Here is a 4,227-nt window from a genome sequence, read left to right as displayed (position 1 = left end):
GTGCGACGGTTCGCACAGCGCCAGCCCGAACAGTGCGGCATGCTCGGGCGAGCCGGCAATCGACCGCGCAGCACCAGGGTCGACGTCGGCCGGGGCGCTGACGGCCGGGCCGTCGATCCGAACGCCGTCGCGATAGCGAGCCCAGTAGACCTCGCGCCGGCGGGCATCGGTGACGACCAACGTCTCGCCGGTGGTCTGCCCGCCGATGGCATCGAGGCTGCAGACTCCGTGCACCGGGATGCCAAGCGCGTGCCCGTAGGCCGCAGCCGTCGCCATACCCACCCGCAGGCCGGTGAACGGCCCCGGGCCACAGCCCACCACCACAGCGTCCAGGTCGGCCATCTGCAGCCCGGCATCAGCCAAGGCGCCCAACACATTCGGGGTGAGCCGTTCGGCGTGCGCCCGGGCGTCGACGCTGACCCGTTCGGCCAGTAAGTCGCCATCGGCCACGATGCCCGCCGTGACGGCGGGAGTCGCGGTGTCGATGGCCAACACGACGCGGCTGCGTCCGCTCATGTGCGCCGCTCCTCCTCATCGCTACGCTCTGCATCGTCGCCGGCGCGGCAGCTCCATTGCCAGGTCACGGTCCGCACGTCGGAGTTGGTGAGGCGTTCGAGGCGGACGTCCAGGTGCCGATCGGACAACCGTTCGGCAAGGCCCTCGCCCCACTCCATCACGACCACCGCATCGTCGAGTTCGGTGTCCAGATCCAGAGATTCGAGCTCGTCGAGCAGATCGGCGCCGGTGTGCTCCAGCAATCGGTAGACGTCGACATGGATCATCGCCGGGGCGCCGGTCTGTCGTGCCGGATGCACCCGCGCCAGTACAAACGTCGGTGACGTGACCGGCCCGTCGACATCCATCGCGGCGGCAATTCCCCTGGCCAGCACGGTTTTTCCAGCGCCAAGCGGGCCGGAAAGCACCACGACATCCCCGGCGCGCAGCTGGCCGCCCAGACGCGACCCGAGCGCAACGGTGTCTTCGACGCCTGGCAGCGTCGCCATGCCGGACCGACCCTCAGTCACGACGCCGGATCCGATCGCGCCACCGCTGGCTCAGCGCTGCGAATCTGCCCGGTGTCGCCCGCTTGACCAGCCGCACCAACCCGTCGTTGATCGGTTCCGGCTTGGACAGCAACACCAAATGACCTGATCTGGCCACGATGACCAGCTCGGAGTCCGGCAGCGCGTCGGCTATTTTCTTCGAGTATTCGTCGGGGGTGACCAAGTCGTGGTCGCCGCAGACGACCAATGTCGGAATGTTCGCCAGCGTTGGCAGCCCAGCCGTTTCGTCGTGTACTTCCAAGGCGTGCGAGAACTCGACCATGGTCGGGATCGGGGTGTCGAGCATCATCCTCTCTGAAAACGCCACGATGCTCGGGCTGACATTCCAGTCGGCGTAGGACGCCGCCCGCAGGATCGGCCCGATCACCGAGCGGCCCACGTTGCGGCCGCGTTGAACCAGCTTGGGCGCCGACCGCGCCGCTCGCCGAACGGCTTCTAGCGCTGGATTATTCAGAATTTCGCCCAGCGGCGACTTCGCCACCCCTTCAGCCGCAGACGAAATCAACGCGGCTCCGACGATGCGGTTGCCGTAGTGGTGGGCGTACTGCCGCGCGTGCGACAACACGGTCATCCCACCCATCGAATGGCCGACCACCACGATCGGGCCGCGCGGCGCGATCACTTGCAGCACCGTCTCTAAGTCCATGCCCAGCTGGGTGATCGTGTAGGTTTCCGGCGGCGCCTCGCCGGATCGGCCGTGGCCGCGCTGGTCGTAGAAAATCATTCGGACCTGCGGACCCAATTCGTCGAACAGTCGCATGCGCTGAAAGTGGAAGGCGCCCATCCGAAGGCAGTATCCGTGCGCGAAAACCACGGTCAGCGGCGCGTCAGTGGGCCCGACCTCGCGGACCGCCAGCGGCACGCCGTCAGGCGTTGTCACCACATAACTGCGGTCGCCATCGAGCGCCTCGAAATCCTCGTTGACATAAGGGTCTTCGATTTCCGCACGTCGGGTCATCGAGTGGGCCGCCGTAACCCCTGCGATGGTGCCTATCGCGCCCAGGCCCGCGGCACCTGCCAGCCATCGCGCCAGGCCGGCCCTGTCCGCGTGGGAGCCGTTATTGTTCGTACCGCTCAACGATTTCCGGCCTCGCGGTAGGTTCTGGTGATACGTCCGCGCGGACTGGTCACCACTTCGTAATGGATGGTGTCCAGCAGATCAGCCCACTCCTGCGCGGTCGGCTCGCCCCGCGTGCCCGGCCCGAACAGGATCGCCTCGTCGCCTTCGGTGACATCGACGTGCCCCGCACCGAGGTCAACCACGAACTGGTCCATGCAGATCCGTCCAACGCCGGGGCGCCGCGTGCCGTTGATCAGCACGTCCAGTCGCCCGCCCAGCGACCGGAAAACACCGTCCGCATAGCCGATCGGCATCAGCGCGACGGTGGTGTCACGCTCGGCGATCCAGGTGTGCCCGTACGACACGCCCTCACCGGCTTGAATCGACTTCACCAATGCGACAGCGCATTTCACCGTCATCGCCGGTATCAGCCCCATGGCGCCAAGGCTCGGAACTGGGCTCAGGCCGTACACCGCGATCCCTGGCCGGACCATGTCGAAGGCCAGGTCGGGACGTGACATCGTGGCCGACGAGTTCGACAGATGAGCTACCTCGAAGTGCACACCCTGGCTGCGCGCCTGCGTCACCATCTCGGTAAACCGTTGAGCCTGAACGTTATTGATCGGGTTGTCGGGTTCGTCTGCGTAAACCATGTGTGACATCAGCCCCCGCAGCCGGACGGCGTCCTCGGCGACGGCTTGAGGCAACGCGGTCAGCATCGCCGGGTACTGCCCGGGGGCGACGCCGTTGCGGTTCAGCCCGGTATCCACCTTGACGGTCACGGTGGCCGTCCGGCCGGTGCGACGAACCGCGTCCAGTAGCTCCTCGAGCTGGCGCACCGAGGACACCGCGATCTCGATGTCGGCCAGCAGCGCAGGCCCGAAGTCGAGGCCGGGCGGATGCAGCCAGGCCAGCACCGGCGCGGTGATGCCGTCGGCGCGCAGCGCCAGCGCCTCGTCGACGGTCGCGACACCCAATTCGGCGGCACCGGCGGCCAACGCGGTCCGGGCAACCCGGGTGGCGCCGTGACCATAGCCGTCGGCCTTGACCACGGCCATTACTTGCGCATCGCCCGCGTGCTCGCGCAACACCCGCACGTTGTGCGCAATAGCATCCAAGTCCACCACGGCCTCTGCGAGGACGCCCGGCGTCAGGGATATCGGCGTAACGGCCACGCCCGCCATTGTCCCAGAACGTGGGCGCCGGCCGATCCTAGAGTCGCACCGCTAGTCCGTCTCGTCGCATCAGTCACAGCAGTCCCTGTGCTGGCGGACACACAATGTGCCCCCCTTCGAGCGACAAATCAGCAGAGCCGCCACGGTTACCGGCCGGCAGCCCGCGTTGTCGCCCACGGATTAGTGGGCGAAATGCTCGGCTTTGTAGTGGCCGCTGGGCTTGAGCTTGTCCAGCGAGGCCAGCGCGGTGCGGGCGTCGTCGTGCAGCGCCCGGGCCAGGTCGGCCGACAACCCCTCACGCACCACGATGCGCAGCACGGAGACGTCGGTAGCGTTGTCGGGCATGGTGTAGGCGGGCACCTGCCACCCGAAGCCCCGCAGCTCGTGCGAGACGTCGAACTCGGTGTAGCCCAGGCCGCGGGCCAGCCGGAAGGCCACGACGGGGATCGCCGACCCGTCCGAGATCACCTCGCAGTGGTCGGCTTCGTGCAGCTGCTCGCCCAGCCAGCGGGCGGTACCCGACAAACTCTGCATGACCTGCGTGTAGCCCTCACGGCCCAGCCGCAAGAAGTTGTAGTACTGGCCGATCACCTGGTTGCCCGGGCGCGAGAAGTTGAGCGTGAACGTCGGCATGTCCCCGCCCAGGTAGTTGACCCGGAAGACCAGATCATCGGGCAGGTATTCCTTGCTACGCCACACGACGAACCCGATGCCGGGATAGGTCAGCCCGTATTTGTGGCCGCTGACATTGATCGACACCACCCGGGGCAGCCGGAAGTCCCACTTGAGTTCCGGGTGCAGGAACGGCACCACGAAGCCCCCGCTGGCCGCGTCGACGTGCACCGGAACGTCCACGCCCCCGTCGGCGGCCAGTTTGTCCAGCGCCGCGCAGATCTCAGCGACCGGTTCGAGTTCGCCGGTGTAGGTG

General features: G+C 67.2%; 5 protein-coding genes. All 5 read right to left on the bottom strand.

Going from position 1 to position 4,227, the window contains the following annotated elements; translation table 11 throughout:
* Positions 1–516: tRNA (adenosine(37)-N6)-threonylcarbamoyltransferase complex dimerization subunit type 1 TsaB (gene tsaB, locus WAN71_RS27560; RefSeq protein WP_422228360.1), on the bottom strand; the 516-nt coding region annotated here is incomplete at its 3' end.
* Positions 513–1,004: a tRNA (adenosine(37)-N6)-threonylcarbamoyltransferase complex ATPase subunit type 1 TsaE gene (tsaE, locus tag WAN71_RS27555; protein WP_422228362.1), complete on the bottom strand. Its 492-nt coding sequence runs from the start codon at positions 1,002–1,004 to the stop codon at positions 513–515. The genes tsaE and tsaB, both read right to left, overlap by 4 nt.
* Before the next feature lie 13 nt (positions 1,005–1,017).
* On the bottom strand, positions 1,018–2,067 hold the full coding sequence (locus WAN71_RS27550; RefSeq protein WP_422228361.1) for an alpha/beta fold hydrolase: 1,050 nt from the start codon (positions 2,065–2,067) through the stop codon (positions 1,018–1,020).
* A gap of 71 nt (positions 2,068–2,138) precedes the next feature.
* Complete coding sequence (alr, locus tag WAN71_RS27545) at positions 2,139–3,299, bottom strand: alanine racemase (protein WP_422228359.1); 1,161 nt, start codon at positions 3,297–3,299, stop codon at positions 2,139–2,141.
* Positions 3,300–3,479: 180 nt separating this feature from the next.
* On the bottom strand, positions 3,480–4,227 hold a 748-nt coding region (locus WAN71_RS27540; protein WP_422228358.1), incomplete at its 5' end, for a pyridoxal-dependent decarboxylase.

The organism is Mycobacterium sp., from assembly GCF_049280035.1.
Taxonomy (GTDB): domain Bacteria; phylum Actinomycetota; class Actinomycetes; order Mycobacteriales; family Mycobacteriaceae; genus Mycobacterium.
This window is presented reverse-complemented; position numbering and strand designations above follow the sequence as displayed.